The sequence below is a fragment of the Ruegeria sediminis genome, from assembly GCF_005938215.1.
Classification (GTDB): Bacteria; Pseudomonadota; Alphaproteobacteria; order Rhodobacterales; family Rhodobacteraceae; genus Ruegeria; species Ruegeria sediminis.
Map to the genome: position 1 here is coordinate 144,074 of NZ_VCPD01000004.1, position 18,331 is coordinate 162,404.

The following is an 18,331-nucleotide window of genomic DNA, read 5'->3' on the forward strand; positions in this document are numbered from 1 at the left end:
ATGCTGGTGGTGATCTCTCCGGCCAAGCGGCTGGACTGGGCGGAACGGAGTACGGGAACGACCGAGCCCGCGTTTCAGGACGATGCCGTCCGGCTGGCGAAAACCGCGCGCGACCTGACCTTGGGCGATCTGAAGCAGCTGATGGATCTCAGCGACGATCTGGCCCGGCTGAACCGGGACCGGTTCCGCAGCTTCGCCGATGCGCCCGATCCCGCGCTGACCCGACCGGCGGCGCTGGCCTTCGCCGGAGACACCTATCAAGGGCTCGAGGCCGGGTCGCTGGACGATGACGAGATGGCCTGGGCGCAGGACCATCTGCGGATCCTGTCGGGGCTGTACGGCGTGCTGCGCCCGCTGGACGCCATTCAGCCCTATCGGCTGGAAATGGGCAGCAAGCTGAAGACCCGCCGCGGCGGCACCCTGTACGACTACTGGCGCGACCAGTTGAGCAAGGCGCTGAACGCGCAGGCCGAGACGCTGGGCACAGAGGTTCTGGTCAACTGCGCCAGCCAGGAATATTTCGGCGCGGTCGCGCCCCGGGCGCTGAAGCTGCGGGTGGTCACGCCGGTCTTCATGGAGGACAAGGGCGGCGCGCCGAAAATCGTCAGCTTCTTCGCCAAGAAGGCGCGCGGCGCGATGGCGCGCTACATCATCCAGCGCCGCCTGACCGATCCCGCCGCGCTGCGCGACTTCGACACCGGCGGCTACGTCCATCGCCCGGACCTGTCAGAGCCGGACAGGCCGGTCTTCGTCCGTCCCTATCAGGCCTGATCCGTCCGCATCGACGGGTCGTAGGCCACCAGTTCGACCGTGTTGCCCTCGGGGTCCTGGGTGAAGATCCCGCGCCATCCGATCCAGCCGAATTGCTCGACCCGGTAGGGCTGACCGATCCTGTCATACCAGCGCATCACCGCGTCCTGCTCCTGGAACGGCAGGGACAGGGCAATGTGATGCAGGGCCGAATTCCCGCCCGTCACCGGCTTTTCCGCCCCGGCCGTCTGGTGGAACAGGGCCAGTACCGCCGTATGCCCAGCGAACCCTTCGGCAATCCGGAAAAAGACGATGGCGCTGTCGCGGTTCCCGTGCAGGCGTTCGAGCCCGATCGTGTTTTCGTAGAAATCGACCATCGCCGCCATGTCCGCGCAGCGGATGGCGATCTCTCCCAGGGCGCGGGGGCGGAATCCTCTTTCTTCCGACATGCGGCAAGCCTATCGGGGCTCGGGGTCCGGAACAAGCGGGTTGGGCGACTCGTGACGAAGCCGCCGAACGCCGTCCGGGCGGTGCGCGGCGATCATTTCGTGAATCAGCGCCTTGTGCAGCGGCTTGGTCAGGTAGTGATCCAGACCGGCGGCCAGGATGCCGTCGGCATCGCCCGCGACGGCATGGGCGGTCAGCGCCACGATGGGCACATGCCTGCCGGTTCCCGCCTCGAGCCGCCGGATTTCCCCGGTCGCCTGCTTGCCGTCCATTTTCGGCATCGAAATGTCCATGAAGATCAGGTCGGGCCGGAACTCGGCATAGGCCTCGACCGCCTCCTGCCCGTTGCCGGCAAAGCGCAGCTCGATATCAAGGTCCTTGACCATCTTGCCCAGAACCATCCGGTTGGTGCGGTTGTCCTCGGCGGCCAGCACCCGCATCGCCCGCAATCCTTCGCCCGCCTGTGCCCCCACTGCATCCGGCATTTGCGCACCTTCGGCACCCGGCCTGTCCAGAACCGCCGCCCCGAGCGACGCCAGCCGGGCGAAAAGCTCGGCCCGGGGGATGGGTTTCTGCAGCACGCCCTGGATCAGGTGGCGGGCCGGGTCCGCGTGCAGGGCGCCGGGACTGGATGAAAGCAGAACGAAAGGAACTTGAAGTCCCCGCTGCCGCAGCGCCTGCGCCAGCTCCGGCCCGTCCATGTCGGGCAGGTGATGATCGCACAGCACCAGATCGACCGACCCGTCTGCCCGGCCCAGCGCCTCGGCCCCGGAGCGACAGGCGGTGACCCGCGCGCCGAGCCGCCGCAGCTGCTTGTCGAGGATCGCGCAATTGACCGCCAGGTCATCCACGACCATCACGTGACGCAACCGGCCTTCCAGAACCGGGGGCACCGGTTGCGGGCCTTCGGCGATGGGCAGCGTCACCCGGAAGCCAAAGCACGAGCCCCGACCCTCTTCGCTGTCGGCCCAGACGGTGCCGCCCATCAGGCGGATCAGCCGCCGCGAGATGGCAAGGCCCAGCCCGGTGCCCTCGAACTGGCGGTTGCGCGCGTCCTCGACCTGGTTGAACTCGCCGAAGATGTGATCGATCTTCCCGGGCGCGATGCCGATGCCGGTATCCTCGATGGCGACATGCACGCTGCACCTCCGCGTTCCGGCGTCCGGCACGCCGGTGACGCGGATCAGCACATGACCCTGCGCCGTGAACTTGACGGCATTGCCGACGAGATTGGTCAGCACCTGCCGGACCCGCCCGGGATCGCCGATGAAACAGGTCGGCAGGAACAGGTCGTAATCCACCAGCATCGTCAGGCCCTTGGCCCGGACCGCCGGCTGCAGCAGCATGGCGACCTCGTGGATGCAGCGTTCCAGATCGAAGACGTCGCGATGCAGGACCAGCTTCTCGGCCTCGATCTTGGAATAGTCCAGCACGTCGTTGATGATGACCAGCAGCGCCTCGCCCGAATTCCTGATGGTGTTGACGTAAAGCCGCTGCTCTTCGTCCAGCGCGGTCTCGGCCAAAAGCTCGGCAGTGCCGACGATGCCGTTCATCGGCGTCCGGATCTCGTGGCTCATGTTGGCGAGAAAGGCGGACTTGGCGCGGTTCGCCGCCTCGGCCCTTGCGCGCGCCGCCCGCAGTTCCGCCTCGTAGCGGACGGTGGCGGTGATGTTCAGCGCCAGGCTCACCACGTCGCCGCCCGGCCCGCGCTGGTCGATCAGCTTCACGTACTGGCCGTTCCACAGCCGGATCACGGTGGGCGCGGGATTGGCGGACAGCCAGCGGTCGCGCATCGTCGCCCGCCAGTCGTCCGCGGGGGTTTCTCCGGTGTCGACGATCCCCTCTTCGGTGAGGATGTCGAGGATGCGCATGTACGAGATCCCGGGCCCCACCTCGTCCAGCCCTTCGAACACGCTCAGATAAGCCGGATTGGCGGCGATCAGCCGGGTATCCGCGTCGAAAAAGGCAAAGCCGTCCTGAATGGTCTGGATCGAATGCCACAGGCGGCGCTCGGCCACCTCGATCTTGGCGTGGGCGACGGTCAGGTCGGATTTCACCCTTTCGTTTTCGACCCTGACATTGGCCACTTCGGCCTGGGTTTCCCCGATCCGCCTGGTCAGCGCCAGCGCGTGCCGGCCCAGCTTGCGGTTCGCCACCGACAGTTCCGCCTGCTTCTGTTCCAGCAGCCGCTCGGCCGCCAGGCGCGCGCGGCGTTCCTGTGCAAGTTTGTCGGCAAGACTCATCGTCCGGTCCCCGGTTCCTGTCCGCGACACCGTTCCACGGTTGGATGAAGAACTGTTTAAGCCCCGCGATGGGCCGCTAGACCGTTGCAATCACGCGAGCGGCCATGCGACCCTTGCGGCAAACAGGAGATCGCCATGCGCCGCATCGTTTTTCTTACCGCTTCCGTGATTTGTTCTTTTCTCGTCGCCGCGGTCGGGCTTCAGGCGCAGGCCGGAACATCCGAATTCCGCTATGTCGTGACCCGCGACGCCGATTTCTACGGCTCAGACCTGGACGCGCTGTTCGACACCGATTTGCCGTCCTGCGTGCGGGCCTGCTCGGCCAACGGCAACTGCGCCGCGTTCACCTACAACACCCGTTCCCGCGCCTGTTTTCCGAAAAGCGGCGTGAACCGGCAAGAGCCCTATGTCGGCGCGATCTCGGCGCGAAAGGTGATGACGGATCCGCAGGTCTTGTCCCTGACCGAGGCGCGCGCCGTCGAACTGGCGTTCCTGGGCCAGCCCGATCTCGACCGCGCGCGGCTGCAGGCCCGCGACCTGGGGCTGCGCCATTCCGGCGGCGGACAGGAGCTTGACGCGGTGCTGGGCGCGGCGCGCGCCGCCGCCACGGCGGAACAGGCGATGGGCTGGACCGGAACGGCGGTTTCCATCAGCGACCGGGCGGATCTTTGGACCGAATACGCCCGGCTGCTGCTGGAAATCCCCGCCGAGGACCGGAGCCGCCAGCGCGACTACCAAGCGCGCGCCCTTGCGGCCGCGGTCAACGGCTACCTCCGCTCCGGCACTCCGGCCGCGCAGGCCACGGCGCTTGAGATCATGGCCCGCGCGCTTGAACGGGACGAGCGGGGCCGCGACATGATCGCCGCGCTGCGGCTGGCCGCCGAGCTGCAACCGCGCCAAGACATCCTGGCGGCGCTGGACTCGGCAGTGGCGAAATACGGCTTCCGCATCACCGGCAGCACCGTCGAAAGCGACGCGGCGGCGCCCCGCATCTGCGCCGAATTCTCCGAACCGCTGGTCAAGGCGGGCATCGACTACGAGCCCTTCGTGCAGCTGCCCGAACCGCAGATGGTGGTCCAGGCCCAGGGCAGCCAACTCTGCGTGGACGGCGTCGAACATGGCAAGCGCTACCGCCTGACCTTCCGTGCGGGCCTGCCCGCCGCCTCGGGCGAGACGCTGCTTGGCGACGTCGAACTGACCCACTATGTGCGCGACCGCGCGCCCTCGGTCCGGTTTCCGGGCCGCGCCTATGTGCTGCCGAAATCCGCAGATGCGGCCCTGCCGGTCGAGACGGTCAACCTGACGCGGCTCGACCTGACGCTGCGGCGCATCAGCGACCGCAACCTGCTGCGCGCGGTGCAGGACGGGTTCTTCGGCCGCCCCCTCAACCACTGGCAGGATCAGCAGTTTTCCAACGAGATCGCCCAGGATGTCTGGTCCGGCACCGCCGAGGTGCCCTCGGAGCTCAACCGGGACATGACCGCGCGCCTGCCGATCGGGGCCGCCATCGCGGAACAACCCGCGGGGATCTACGCGCTGACCGCGCGGGCGCCCGGGGCCGATCCCTATGACGATCCGGGCGCGACGCAGTGGTTCGTCCTGTCCGATCTCGGGATCAGCTCGGTCGCGGGAACGGACGGGCTGCACGTCGCGATCCGCGGACTGGGCGATGCCGCGCCGCGCGCCGGCGTCGAGGTGTCGCTGATCTCGCGGGCCAATGCGGTCATCGCGCGGGCCGAGACGGATGCGCAGGGGCAGGTTCGGTTCGATCCCGGCCTGACCCGCGGGACCGGATCCGCCGCCGCCGCGCTGATCCTTGCCGCCGCCGGCGACAGCGACTTCAGCTTCCTGTCCCTGACCGATCCCGCCTTCGACCTGTCGGACCGCGGCGTCGAAGGGCGCACGCCCGCGGGCCCGGTCGACGTGTTCCTGACCACCGATCGCGGCGCCTATCGCGCGGGCGAGACCATCCATGTCACCGCGCTGGCCCGCGACGGCGAGGCCAGCGCCATCGACGGCCTGCCGCTGACCGCCATCCTGAGCCGCCCCGACGGGGTCGAATACCGGCGGATCGTCTCGGACGGGGGCGTCGCCGGCGGGCATGTCTTTTCCCTGCCCGTCGCCGCCGACGTGCCGCGCGGCACCTGGCGGATTGAGATCAAATCCGATCCCGAAGGCCCGGCGCTGGCCGGCCAGACGGTGCTGGTCGAGGATTTCCTGCCCGAGCGCATCGACTTCGACCTCAGGCTGCCGGGTGCGCCGCTGCGCCCCGGCGACAGCTCGCCGCTGCGGATCGAGGCGCGCTATCTCTTCGGCGCGCCGGGATCGGATCTGAGCGTCGACGGACAGGTGGTCCTGCGCCCGGCCGAGGCCGTCGACGGGTACCAAGGCTACCGCTTCGGGCGCTACGACGACGCGCCCTCGGCGCAGAGCAGCCAGTTCGGCGGCGAACGAACCGACGCGCAGGGAAATGCCACGGTTCCGGTGGAAATCCCCATGTCAGAGACTGTCGGCAAGCCGCTGGAAGCGACAGTGATCGCGCGGCTGGCGGATGGCTCGGCCCGCCCGGTCGAGCGCCGCCTGACCGCGCCGGTCCTGCCTTCGGCGCCGATCATCGGCATCAAGCCCCAGTTCCAGGACGTGGTCTCCGAAGGCTCCGAGGCCGGGTTCATGATCATCGGCCTGTCGCCCGACCTGACCCCCGTTCCCATGCAGGTGCGCTGGACGCTGAACCGCATCGAGACCCGCTATCAATGGTATCAGCTCTACGGCGACTGGAATTGGGAGCCCGTCACCCGCCGCACCCGCGTCGCCACGGGCGAGGCCGGTCTGGACGCCGCGCCGCTGGCGCTGTCCCAGCCGGTCGATTGGGGCCGGTACGAGCTGGTGGTCGAACGCATCGACGGCCCCTATGCCGCCGCCGCCTTGGATTTCCACGCGGGCTGGTACCAGGCCGCGGATGCCTCGGCCACGCCCGACCGGCTGGAGATGTCGCTGGACCGCGCCAGCTACCGGCCCGGCGACACCGCGCAACTGCGGATCGTATCCCGCATGGCCGGCATCGCCCGGATCGACGTGCTGTCGAACAAGCTGATCTCGCGGCGGATGATCGAGGTGCCCGAGGGCGAAACCGTGATCCCGCTGGAGGTGACCGGGGATTGGGGCGCCGGCGCCTATGTCGCCGCGACCGTCATCCGCCCCATGGACGTGACCGCCGGACAGAACCCGGCCCGCGCGCTGGGCATCGCCCATGCCGCGGTCGAACCCGGCGACCGGCGGCTGTCGGTCTCGATCGCCGTGCCCGAGGTGGCCCGGCCGCGCGGCGTCGAAAAGGCCCGTATCAGGGTCGAAAATGCCGGTGACGGCGAGAAGGTCTGGCTGACCCTGGCCGCCGTCGATCAGGGCATCCTCAACCTGACCGGCTTTGAAAGTCCCGATCCCGAAGGGCACTATTTCGGCCAGCGCCGCCTGGGGGTCGAACTGCGCGACGTCTATGGACGTCTGATCGACGGGATGAACGGCGCCATGGGCGTCGTCCGCTCGGGCGGCGACAACGATGGCGGCATGCGGATGCAGTCGCCGCCGCCGACGCAGGATCTGATGGCGGTGTTCAGCGGCCCGGTGGAACTCGACGCCGATGGCGAGGTCGAAATCGACGTGTCGCTGCCCGCCTTCAACGGCACCGTCCGTCTGATGGCGGTGGCCTGGTCGCGCCGCGCCGTCGGACAGGCCGAGGCCGAGATGGTGGTCCGCGACCCGGTGGTCGTCACCGCCAGCCTGCCGCGGTTCCTCGCGCCCGGCGACGACAGCCGCATTCTGCTCGAGGTCGTCCATGCCGACGGGCCCGCCGGCGCGATGGCGCTGGCGCTCGACGCCCCGGCCGAACTGGAACTGGGCGCGGTCCCGTCGACCTTCACGCTCGAGAACGGCGGCAAGGCGGTGTTCGAGATCCCGGTGCGCGCCAACGCCTTGGGCGATCCGGCGATCGACCTGGTCCTGACGACGCCGCTCGGCCAGACCCTGAAGCAACGTCTGACCCTGCCGGTACGCGCCAACGATCCGGTGGTGGCGCAGACAAGACGGTTTTCGCTGGGTGCCGGGGACAGCTTCCTGTTCTCTTCGGACGTGTTCCAGGGTCTCCGACCTGGCTCGGGCAAGGCGATCCTCTCGGCCGGGCCGCTGGCCCGTTTCGACGCGCCCGGGCTTCTTGATACTCTGGACCGCTACCCCTATGGCTGCACCGAACAGGTCGCCAGCCAGGCGCTGCCCCTGCTCTACCTCTCGTCGGTGGCGCAGGCCGCCGGTCTCGGCGACGGCCCGGATGTCGATGCCCGCATCGCCGCGTCGATCCGGCGGGTTCTGGCGCGGCAGGCCTCGAACGGATCCTTCGGGCTGTGGCAGGCGGAAAGCGGCGATTTCTGGCTCGACGCCTATGTCGGCGATTTCCTGTCCCGCGCCCGCGCGCAGGGCCATGCCGTACCCGACCGGGCGTTCGCCCAGGCCATGGACAACCTGCGCAACCGCATCAACTACGCCCCGGATTTCGACGAAGGGGGCGAGGACATCGCCTATGCCCTGATGGTGCTTGCGCGCGAAGGCGCGGCATCCATGGGCGATCTGCGCTACTATGCGGATGTGAAGGGACAGGCGTTCGCCACCCCGCTGGCGGCGGCGCAGCTTGGCGCCGCGCTGGCGGCCTATGGCGACCAGACGCGGGCCGATGCGATGTTCGCCCGCGCGGCGCGCATGGTGGCGGGTCAATCTGACCGCGATACCGCGCTTTGGCGTGCCGATTACGGCACCGCCCTGCGCGACGCGGCCGGTCTGCTGACGCTGGCCGCCGAGGCGGGCAGCGCCGCGGTGGACCGGGATGCCCTGTCCGCGCGGATCGGTTCCGCGACCGGCCCCCTGTCCACGCAGGAGGCCGCGTGGTCCCTGCTTGCCGCGCACGCGCTGATATCGACGCCCGAAACCTCCGGTCTGCGCGTCAACGGCGCGCCGGTCACAGGGCCCTTCGTGCAGGTGTTGGAAGGCGATGCGCCCGAGGTCCTGAACATCACCGCCGCTGACGACCAGAGCACCGACATCACCCTGACCGTGACCGGCGTGCCCGAGGTGGCGCCAAAGGCGGGCGGCGCCGGCTATGCCATCACCCGGCAATATTACTCGATGGAGGGAGAACCGATGCAACGACGCGACTTCGCGGTGGGAGAGCGGTTCGTGACCGTCCTGACCGTCGATCCCTTCGAGGACGGCGGCGCACGGCTGATGGTGGACGATCCCCTGCCCGCCGGGATCGAGATCGACAATCCCAGCCTGCTGCGCTCGGGCGACGTGCGGTCGCTGGACTGGCTCGACCTGTCCGAGGCCAGCCATGCCGAATTTCGCGCCGACCGCTTCCTGGCCGCCGTCGATCTGCGGGGATCGGACCGCGTGACGCTGGCCTATGTGGCCCGCGCGGTGACGCCCGGCACCTTCCATCACCCGGCGGCCTCGGTCGAGGACATGTACCGGCCAAGCTTCCGCGCCCGGACCGCGACCGGGCAGGTGGTGGTCCGATGACCGGCCCGACGGCGATCGCCACCGGCCATTGGCGCCGGCTGGACATGGAAGGCACCGACCGCTGCACCCTGTCGCGGCTGGAGCAGGGCTGGATGCTTGTCGGTCAGGCGATCTGGCATGACGGCGGCGCGGATGCGCGCCTGACCTACGACGTGCGCTGCGACCCCGACTGGGTCAGCCTGTCGGCGGACGTGGTGGGCAAGGTTTCCGGCCGCGATCTGGCCCTGCGGTTGCGCAAGGGGCCGGAGGGCTGGTTCCTCAACGACGATCTGCAGGAGGACACCGGCGACTGCATCGACCTGGACCTCAGCTTCACGCCCGCCACCAACCTGCTGCCGCTGCGGCGCCTGTCCCTGCGGGAAGGCCAAAGCGCGCAGGTCCGCGCCGGATGGCTGCAGCCGGGGTTCCGGCGCGTGGCGCGGCTGGACCAGGTCTATGACTGGCGGGCGCCCGACACGGTCCGCTACAGCTCGCCGAATTTCGAGGCGGAACTGGGCGTTCACCCGTCGGGCTTCGTCACCAGCTATCCCGGTCTTTGGGAAGGCTGGGTCGATGCCTAGGCCGGCCTCCCTGCTGCTGGGCCTTGCCGCCGGCCTGTTCCTTGCGGGCCTGGCGCGCGATGCCGCGGACCGCTGGATCGACCGGACGCAACTGCCGCCGGTTCTTGCCGGAACCTCGGTCGAACTGCGGGACCGCCACGGCGCGCTTCTGCGGGCCTATCCGGTCGAAGACGGCATCTGGCGGCTGCGGCCCGGCGTGGTCGATCCGGATTTTGTCGCCATGCTGCTGCGCTACGAGGACAAGCGTTTCAATTCTCATTCCGGGGTGGATGCGCTGGCCCTGATGCGCGCCGCCGGTCAGGCGGTCTGGAACCGGCGCACCGTGTCCGGCGGTTCGACCCTGACCATGCAGGTGGCGCGGCTGCTCGAGGACGGGCCGACCGGCAGATGGGGCGGCAAGCTGCGCCAGATCCGCCTGGCCCTGGCGCTGGAGCGGCGGCTGGGCAAGGACGAGATCCTGGCGCTCTACCTCACCCACGCGCCCTATGGCGGCAACCTGGAAGGCGTGCGCGCGGCGACGCTGGCCTGGTTCGGCAAGGAGCCGCGACGCCTGACCCCGGCCGAAGCCGCCCTGCTGGTCGCCCTGCCGCAATCGCCCGAGACGCGGCGCCCCGACCGCCACCCGCAAGCCGCGCGCGCGGCGCGGGACCGGGTCCTGGCCCGGGCCGCCCGGCACGGCATTCTGCCCGAGGCCGAGATGCTGGCCGCTTTGCGCGACCGCCTGCCCGACCGGATGCGCCCTTTTCCGCAGCTGGCCCCGCATCTGGCCGACCGCACGAGGGCGCAGGAACCGGAAACCGCGATGCACGACCTGACGCTCGATGCCGCCCTGCAGGCGCGCCTCGAACCGCTGGTCGCCCGCGCCGCATCCCTGGCCGGGCCGCGCGTTTCGGGGGCGATGGTCGTGGCCGATCACGCGACCGGAGACATCCTCGCCTTGGTCGGATCCGCCGGCTACGGTGACGCGCGCCAGGGCTTCGTGGACATGACCACCGCCCTGCGCTCGCCGGGATCGACCCTGAAACCGCTGGTCTACGGGCTGGCCTTCGATCAGGGCCTGGCGCATCCCGAGACGCTGATCCACGACGGCCCGGTCATGTTCGGCCGCTATGCGCCGCGCAATTTCGACGGAGCGTTCCGCGGCGATGTCCGCATCCGCGAGGCGCTGCAGCTGTCGCTCAACATCCCCGTGGTCCGGCTGACGCGCGAGCTTGGCCCCGGACGGGTCATGGCGGCGCTGCGTCGCGCCGGGACGGCGCCGCGCCTTTCCGGCGGCGCGCCCGGGCTTGCGATTTCCCTGGGCGGGGTCGGGATCACCCTGCGCGACCTGGTCCAGCTTTACGCCGCGATCGCGGCCGGGGGGCAGGGGCCGGTGCTGCGGCACCAGATGACGGCGGGCCGCGACGACACGGCGCGGGTGATGTCGCCGGTCGCCGCCTGGCAGGTCGGGGACATCCTGGCCGGGCTCGCGCCGCCGCCCGGAGCGCCTGCCGGGGCGCTGGCCTACAAGACCGGCACCTCCTACGGCCACCGCGACGCCTGGGCGGTGGGCTATGACGGGCGGCACGTGATCGGCGTCTGGCTGGGCCGGGCCGACGGCACGCCGGTTCCCGGCGCCTTCGGCGGCGATCTTGCCGCGCCCCTGCTGTTCGAGGCGTTCGGCCGCCTGAAACCCGGCTTCGATCCGCTGCCATCACCGCCGCCATCGACGCTGATCGTCGGGGCCGCCGATCTGCCGCCGCCGCTGCAACGGTTCCGCCCGCGCCAGGCGGCCTTCGGCCAGGACGCCGACGCGCCGCAACTGCTGTTCCCGCCGGATGGCGCGCGGCTGGCGACCGACGGCGCGGCGCTGACCGTCAAGCTGCGCGGCGGAACCGGGCCCTATTCGGTGCTGGCCGACGGACGGCCGGTGGCGACCGGCATCCGGCACCGCGAATTCGAGATCCCGAACCCCGGGCGCGGCTATGCCTCGCTCGTCGTCGTCGACGCGCAGGGCCGCGCCGACCGTGTCTCGGTCCGGATCGACTGAAGGTGGCCGCAACCCCGCGCTAGTGCCGTCCCTCGCGCAGCCACCCGGCCAGCAGGAACCCGCCCGCCAGCAGCAGCACCAGCCACGGCGGCAGCAGGCCCGCCTGCGTCACGTCCCGCGTCTCGTAAGCGCCGCGCGGCGTCAGGCCGATCCAGCCGCGCCCGGCGGCGGGCCGCCCCTCGCGCACCAACCGGACCGAGGGCAGGCCGTCCTCCAGCCGCAGGATGCCGCCCCGCATCCCGGCCAGCACCGGTTCCAGGATGTCGCCGGTGGCGATCGTGCGCTCAAACTCCTTCGGCGCTGCGGGGCCAAGCCCGATCACCGCCTCGCGGTCGCCTTCGCTCAGCCGGTAGAGGCCGATTTCCGGCCCGAAATACTGCGCCTCGAAACGGCCGGGCGACACTTCCTGCAAGGTCAGTTCCAGCGTTTCGCCGTTGGGCCGGGTCACGGTCAGGGGGCCGACCTCGTCCGCCAGCGTCCGCCGGATGATGCGCATGGACTGGCCGTTGGCCTCGGCCCACAGCGCCTCTTCCTCAAGTTCCGGCTCCTTCATCATCCAATGCGCCAGCCGCCTCAGCAGTTCAAGCTGCGGCCCGCCGCCCTCGTAGCCGCGGCTCCACAGCCAGGCATGGTCCGAGGCCAGCAGCGCCACCCGCCCCTCGCCCACCCGGTCGAGCATCAGCAGCGGGCGGTCGCCGATCCCGGTCATCAGCAATTCGCCCGAGAGGTGTTCCACCTCGATCTGCCGCAGCCAGGCGCCCCATTCCCCGGCGTCGCCCAGATCGGCGGTCACCGGATGCCGCTGCCCCAGATCGGTGACCTGCGGAACATAGCGGTCCTCGACAACCCGCGCGGTCGGCTCGCCCGGCAGCACGGGCGCAAGCGGCGAGCGGAAGATGCTGTCGGCGGTGGCGAAATCGGGACCGGCCGCGACCAGAACCGCGCCGCCGTTGTTGACGTAGCCGGTGACGTTGTCGAGATAGATCGCCGGCAGGATGCCGCGCCGCTTGTAGCGGTCGAAGATGATCAGGTCGAAATCGTCGATCTTCTCCAGGAACAGCTCGCGGGTCGGAAAGGCGATCAGCGACAGTTCGTCGACCGGAACGCCGTCCTGCTTTTCGGGCGGCCGCAGGATGGTGAAATGTACCAGATCGACCGAACTGTCGGATTTCAGCAGGTTGCGCCAGGTGCGCCCGCCCGGATGCGGCTCGCCCGAGACCAGCAGAACCCGCAACCGGTCGCGCACCCCGTTCATCTGGATCAGCGCCGTGTTGTTGCGGTCGGTCAGCTCGCCTTCGGTGGCGGGAACCGAGAACTGGATCACGTTGCGGCCGCCGTGCGGCAGCGTGACCGGCAGTTCGATGTCTTCTCCGACCGGCAGGTTGAACCGCTGCGGCTCGCCGCCATCGACGGAAACCTCCAGCGGCGCCAGCGGGCGCGTCGCGGGCGCGGCGCCGCTGTCCTCGATCCGCAGGGTCAGCGTGACCGGCTCGCCGATGATGGCGAAGGCCGGCGCGTTGCGCACGATCAGGCGGCGGTCCCAGTCGGCCTCGCGCCCGGTCAGCAGCAGATGCATCGGCGCGGGAAGGTCGGGCGCCTGTTCGATGTCGTGCACCAGCCCGTCCGACAGAGCGATGATTCCGGCGACGCGCGCGCGCGGCTCTTCGGCCAGCGCCTCGGTCAGCGCGGTCATGACCCGCGTGCCCTCGTCGCCCTCGCCGTCGGCCACCCGGATGCGGCGCAGCTCGGTATTGTCGCGCGCCTCGATGACGGCGGCCAGTTCCTCGGCGGCGCGCGCGGTCTGGTCGGGCCGGTCCGACAGGGTCTGGCTGGCGCTTTCATCCTCGATCATCAGCACGATGTCGCTGAGCGGCGCGCGGTCCTCGATCTGGTAGACCGGCCCGGCCAGCGCCGCGATCACCACCAGCGCGGCCAGCCCGCGCAGGGCCCAGCCCGACAACCCGCGCCACAGCGCCAGCATCACGCCCGACAGCGCGATGGCGGCGACCACGGCCAGGACCGGCCACGGGATCAGGGGGTCGAAGATCACGGTTCCCGTCATTGTCCCAACCTGTCGAGCAGAGCAGGCACGTGCACCTGGTCCGATTTGTAGTTCCCGGTCAGCACATGCATCACCAGGTTGACGCCGAAGCGGTGCGCCAGTTCGCGCTGCCGCTCGCCGGCATAGCCGCGCCCGACGGGCAGCAGCGACTGCCCGTTGCGGTCCACCGCCCAGGCCCCGGCCCAGTCGTTGCCGCCGATCACCACCGGCGTCACCCCGTCATTCAGGTTGCGGAACGGCATCCCCTCGATCTGTTCCGCGTCGGGCGGCGCGGCCTCGACCCAGACCTCGGTGCCGCCGTAGCGGCCCGGAAAATCCTGCAGCAGGTAGAAGGCGCGGGTCAGCACGTGGTCGCGCGGCACCGGCTCCAGCGGCGGAATGTCAAGCGGCGCCGCCAGGTCCTGCAGCTTGCGACCGTTGGGGCTGGCGGTGCCGAAGCGGGCGATGTCGGAATCGCGGGTGTCGAACAGGATCATCCCGCCGGACCGCAGATAGGTGTTCAGCTTGGCATAGGCCTCGGCGGACGGCGTCGGCTGTTCCGGCGTGACCGGCCAGTAGAGCAGCGGAAAGAAGGCAAGCTCGTCCCGCTCCAGGTCGACGCCGATCGGATCGGCCGGCTCGACCGAGGTGCGGTAGAACAGCGTGTCGGACAGGCCGCGCAGCCCCGCAAGGGCGATCTCGTCCACCCCTCGGTCGCCGGTCAGCACATGGGCCAGAACCAGCTCCTTGGTCGCATCGATCGCGAAATCCGCGTCGCCCGCCTGTTGCGCCGGGGCGTCCGGCGCCACCAGAACCGCGGCCAGCGCGACGGCCGCCGCCCGGGCCAGCGCCAGACGCCCCGACAGCGCCAGCGACGCCACCACGTCGGCGGCCAGCAGAATCAGCGCAAGGCTCAGCAGCAGACCGCCAAGCGGGGTTTCCCGGCTGACCTCCTGACCCTTGACCGGCACGTCCGGCGGCCAGGCCGAAGGCCGCAGGTCGGCGCCCTCGGACAGGACGTTCAGGGCCAGCCTCTGCTTGCCGCTCTCGTAAAGGCCGGGACGCAGGTCGGGTCCGACCGCGCCCGAAACCAGTTCGGCGCCATCGACCCCGGCAAGGGTGCCCGCGTCCGACAGGGCGCCGAACCCGTCCAGCACCTGCACCGGGGCCCAGGCGGTGCCCTGCAGTTGCGCCTCCTGCCGCGCCTTCGCGGCCGAGGCGACGGCGAGACGGTCGAGCATCTCCACGAACAGGCCCGACAAGGGCAGGCTCGACCATTCGGCGTCGGCGGTGACATGGAACAGCACCACCTGCCCCAGCCCCAGCGGCTTGCGGGTGACCAGCGGCGTGCCGTCGCTGAGCGAGGCGATCACCCGATCCGCAAGGTTCGGGTCGGGCTGGGCCATGACCTGCGTGCTGACGGTGACGTCGGCCGGTATCGACAGCCCGTGAAACGGCGAGTTCTCGGCGAAGGGCGCCAGCCCCTTGGCCTCGCCCCAGCTCATCGCCCCGCCGACCGAACGTCCGCCGCTGCGCAGGCGCACCGGCAGCAGGATGTCCTCTTCGGCGCGTCCCAGATCGCTCGCCGCCATGCGCGGCCCGGCAAAGCGCAGCAGCAGCCCGCCCTTCTCGATCCATTCGACAAGCCCGGATTCCTCCTTGGCCGACAGGGTGGCCACGTCGGCCAGTACGATCACGTCGGGATTGGCAGGCAGCACCTCGAGCAGGGCGCCATCGACGAATTCCGCCGTCGGCACCAGCACCTGCGTCAGGTAGTGGAGCGGCGACAGCAGCTCCAGCCCCTCGCGGTTGCGGCGGCCCGCGATCAGCGCGACCTCGCGGCGGCGCAGGCTGTCGTCGGTCAGGGTGACCGCGCCCGCCGAACGCTGTCCCTGGATCTCGAAACGGGTGATCCGCGCCCGCAGTTCCGACGGCAGCGCCAGCGCCACCTGCGCCGAGGTCTCGCCGTCGTCGAACGCCGCGGTGGCGGTTTCCAGAACGCGCATCGTGCCCGCCGGATCGCGGCCCTGCGCCAGAAGCGTCACGCTGGCGGCCGGGCCCGGCTCGGACCTGAGCGCGGTCAGCTGCACCGCGCCATCCTCGAACCCCGCGGGCAGCAGCCCCGCGACCGACGCCGCCGAGCGGTAGACGGTCACGCCGCCGCGAGCTTGCAGCGCCGCCAGAACGGTGTCGCGGCCCGCGTAATCCAACGTGTCGCTGAACCAGTTCGTGTCGAAGCCCCCGTCGATCCCTGCAATCGCCTCCACCGATCCGGCGACCTGTTCCGCGCCCGGCTGCCAAGGCATCGGCACAAGGCCGGGCAGGCGGCTGCGCCAGGCCTCGGCCGACTGGAACAGCGGCGGTTCCGGCTCGCTCAGCCGCAGGATGGCCACCGGGCGGCCGGCGCGGCCCGCCTCGGTCAGCTGGGCGTCGATCTGGTTCAGCGTCGCGGGCCAGCGCGACGCGCCCGCCCAGCTGGCGTCCAGCACCAGCAGCAGCGGCCCGCTGCCCGCCTCGTCCCGCGACGGATTCAGGACCGGCCCGGCCAGCCCGATGATGATCGCCGCCGCCGCCAGCATCCGCAGCAGCAGCAGCCACCACGGCGTCCGGTCCGACACGCTTTCGTCGTCCTTCAGCCCCAGAAGCAGCGTGACCGCCGGAAACAGCCGGCGGATCGGCGCGGGCGGCACCGCCCGCAGGATCAGCCACAGGATCGGCAACACCAGCAGCCCCAGCAATATCCAGGGCGCGGTAAAGCCGATGCCAGCCAGAACGGTCATCGGGTGCCTCCGTCCAACGCGCGATAGAGCCACAACAGCGCGGCTTGGGCGCTGTCGCCGGTGTGATGCAGCCCCAGCTGCCAGCCGGTCGCGCGACACAACTGATATAAGGCGTCCTTGCGGCTGGCCAACCGCTGCAGGTAGCGGCCGCGCAGATCCCCGGCCTTGAGCGTCTCGTGCCGCAAGGATCCGCCGACGCTTTCAAAGATGGTGCGGCCGCGATAGGGAAAGCTTTCCTCGCTGGGGTCCAGAACCTGCAGCAGCACGCCCCGGACGCCGCGATCGGCCGCCTTGGTCAGCGCCAGTTCGACCTCCGACAGGTCGCCGAGGAAATCCGAGATGAACACCGCGCGGGCATGCGGGATCATGGCGCGGTGCTCGGGCGGGGCGTAGTCGGCCTCGGCGTCCTGCGACCAGGCCTGCGCCAGCCGCACGATCTGTTCGTTGCCGCGCCGCGGCGGCAGTGCGGTGCCGGTCAGGCCGACCCGCTCGCCGCCCCGCGCCAGCAGGATCGCGGTCGCCAGCCCCAGCAGCCGCGCGCGGTCGGCCTTGGCCGGCAGGTTCCGGTCCGAGGAAAACCGCATCGACGCGCCCTGATCGACCCAGAGCAGCACCGACTGCGCGATCTGCCATTCCCGCTCGCGCACGTATTGCTGATCGCCGCGCGCCGAGCGCCGGTGGTCGATCATGCGCTTGCTGTCGCCGCTCTGCGCCGGCCGGTACTGCCAGAAATCGTCGCCCAGCCCCGACCGGCGGCGGCCATGCTCGCCCAGAAGGACGGTGCCGGCCAGATGTTCGGCCCGCGCCAGCAACGGCGGCAGGCGCGACGCCTCGGCCTCGGATCTTTCGCGTAGGGTCAGGGCGGCGTTCACGCCGCCGCCTCGCTGCGGGACAGGCCCGCGGCGGTGGTTTCGATGAGATCCGCCAGGCTGTCGCCGCGCGCCCGGGCGGCGAAGTTCAGCGCCATGCGGTGGCTGAGAACCGGGCGCGCCATGTCCAGCACGTCCTCGGCGTTCGGCGCCAGCCGCCCCTGCAGCATCGCCCGCGCCCGAACCGTCATCATCAGCGCCTGCGCCGCCCGCGGGCCCGGGCCCCAGGCGACCGTCTCGGCCACGCGCTCGGACGCGCCCGGTTCGTCGGGCCGGAAGGCGCGGACCAGGTCGAGGATCAGCTCGACCACCGAATCGCCCACCGGCATCCGGCGCAGCAGCACCTGCGCGGCCAGCAATTCGTCCTTGGTAAAGATCTGCGACGCCTGATCCTCTTCCACCCCCGTCGTCGCGATCAGGATGTCGCGCTCGGTGTCGCGGTCGGGATAGTCCACGTCGATCTGCACAAGGAACCGGTCAAGCTGCGCCTCGGGCAGCGGATAGGTGCCCTCCTGCTCGATCGGGTTCTGCGTCGCCAGCACGTGGAACGGCACGCCGAGCGAGCGGTCCTCGCCCGCGACGGTGACGGTGCGCTCCTGCATCGCCTGCAACAGCGCCGATTGCGTGCGCGGGCTGGCCCGGTTGATCTCGTCCGCCATCAGCAGCTGGCAGAAGATCGGGCCCGGGATGAAGCGGAAATGGCGGCTGCCGTCCTCGGAAGTGTCCAGCACCTCGGATCCCAGGATGTCGGCGGGCATCAGGTCGGGCGTGAACTGGATGCGGTTGCCGTGCAGGCCCATCACCGTGGACAGCGTCTCGACAAGCCGCGTCTTGCCGAGGCCGGGCAGGCCGATCAGCAGGGCGTGGCCGCCGCACAAGAGCGCGGTCAGGGTCAGATCGACCACCCGCTCCTGCCCGATGAACCTGCGGGTGATCGAGGATTTGGCCTGTTGCAGCTTTTCTTCGAGGACTTCGATCTCGGCAACGAGGTCGGCGGGTTCGGACATGACTTTCCCTTCCGTGGACGTATATGCTTGGAGTGTATCGCGC

The 18,331-nt window shown here is 70.3% G+C and carries 10 protein-coding genes; 4 read left to right on the plus strand and 6 right to left on the minus strand.

Annotation, left to right across the window (positions count from 1 at the left end; translation table 11 throughout):
• Positions 1-771, plus strand: a complete 771-nt coding sequence (gene yaaA, locus FGK63_RS12250) for a peroxide stress protein YaaA (protein WP_138842615.1) — start codon at positions 1-3, stop codon at positions 769-771.
• On the opposite strand, the gene FGK63_RS12255 is transcribed toward yaaA, so the two are convergent.
• Together FGK63_RS12255 and FGK63_RS12260 are read right to left on the minus strand one after the other, a co-directional pair.
• Entirely contained in the window at positions 762-1,199 is a 438-nt protein-coding gene (locus FGK63_RS12255; RefSeq protein ID WP_138842617.1) for a VOC family protein, read from the minus strand. The genes yaaA and FGK63_RS12255 overlap by 10 nt on opposite strands.
• A 9-nt stretch (positions 1,200-1,208) precedes the next feature.
• Positions 1,209-3,440: a response regulator gene (locus FGK63_RS12260; protein WP_138842619.1), complete on the minus strand. Its 2,232-nt coding sequence runs from the start codon at positions 3,438-3,440 to the stop codon at positions 1,209-1,211.
• 135 nt (positions 3,441-3,575) lie between these two features.
• Here FGK63_RS12260 and FGK63_RS12265 point away from each other — a divergent pair, with 135 nt between their 5' ends.
• From FGK63_RS12265 to pbpC, 3 genes are read left to right on the plus strand one after another with little or no spacing between them, the layout of a single operon-like run.
• The gene (locus tag FGK63_RS12265) at positions 3,576-9,002 is read left to right on the plus strand and encodes an alpha-2-macroglobulin family protein (protein WP_138842621.1); all 5,427 of its coding nucleotides are present in this window, start codon (positions 3,576-3,578) and stop codon (positions 9,000-9,002) included.
• Positions 8,999-9,562, plus strand: a complete 564-nt coding sequence (locus FGK63_RS12270; RefSeq protein WP_138842623.1) for a putative glycolipid-binding domain-containing protein — start codon at positions 8,999-9,001, stop codon at positions 9,560-9,562. Before FGK63_RS12265 ends, FGK63_RS12270 begins: the two co-directional genes overlap by 4 nt.
• Positions 9,555-11,591, plus strand: a complete 2,037-nt coding sequence (gene pbpC, locus FGK63_RS12275; RefSeq protein ID WP_171052635.1) for a penicillin-binding protein 1C — start codon at positions 9,555-9,557, stop codon at positions 11,589-11,591. Before FGK63_RS12270 ends, pbpC begins: the two co-directional genes overlap by 8 nt.
• 19 nt (positions 11,592-11,610) lie before the next feature.
• Here pbpC and FGK63_RS12280 read toward each other — a convergent pair whose 3' ends face one another.
• From FGK63_RS12280 to FGK63_RS12295, 4 genes are read right to left on the minus strand one after another with little or no spacing between them, the layout of a single operon-like run.
• Complete coding sequence (locus FGK63_RS12280; protein ID WP_138842625.1) at positions 11,611-13,653, minus strand: hypothetical protein; 2,043 nt, start codon at positions 13,651-13,653, stop codon at positions 11,611-11,613.
• Positions 13,650-16,412: a DUF4159 domain-containing protein gene (locus FGK63_RS12285; RefSeq protein WP_138842627.1), complete on the minus strand. Its 2,763-nt coding sequence runs from the start codon at positions 16,410-16,412 to the stop codon at positions 13,650-13,652. The genes FGK63_RS12280 and FGK63_RS12285 overlap by 4 nt, the downstream gene beginning before the upstream one ends.
• Entirely contained in the window at positions 16,409-17,284 is an 876-nt protein-coding gene (locus tag FGK63_RS12290) for a DUF58 domain-containing protein (RefSeq protein WP_138842629.1), read from the minus strand. Before FGK63_RS12290 ends, FGK63_RS12285 begins: the two co-directional genes overlap by 4 nt.
• Positions 17,281-18,288: an AAA family ATPase gene (locus FGK63_RS12295; protein WP_138842631.1), complete on the minus strand. Its 1,008-nt coding sequence runs from the start codon at positions 18,286-18,288 to the stop codon at positions 17,281-17,283. Before FGK63_RS12295 ends, FGK63_RS12290 begins: the two co-directional genes overlap by 4 nt.
• Positions 18,289-18,331: the final 43 nt, after the last annotated feature.